This window comes from Pseudomonas sp. H26/SER47-MNA-CIBAN-0231, assembly GCF_040310465.1.
GTDB lineage: Bacteria > Pseudomonadota > Gammaproteobacteria > Pseudomonadales > Pseudomonadaceae > Aquipseudomonas > Aquipseudomonas atacamensis.
In genome coordinates, this window is the sequence record NZ_JBEOPW010000160.1 from 1 (window position 1) to 243 (window position 243).

Sequence of the window (243 nt, forward strand, 5' to 3'; positions counted from 1 at the left end):
TATAAAGGAACTGCGGGCTTTCATAAACGCGCTTGGTGACGCGATCTTGTACGAGGTATTTACCTGCCATTTGCTCAACAGCGGCATAAGCAAGGTTCATATCGCGCCAGTGATCGAGATAGGCGTCTAGCTCATCAAACTCGCTACGGCTGTAGTCGGCTAGGATATGCTCGTCGTATTTGCCTGCTTCAGTTAGAGTTGTAACATGATCGAATAGGTGCGGCGGCTCAAACTGGTTATAGG

The 243-nt window shown here is 49.0% G+C and carries 1 protein-coding gene; it reads right to left on the bottom strand.

Features of this window, described 5'->3' with window-relative positions; translation table 11 throughout:
- Positions 1-243, bottom strand: a 243-nt coding sequence (locus AAEZ10_RS27665) for a hypothetical protein (protein ID WP_350571869.1), incomplete at both ends; no start/stop codon positions are given.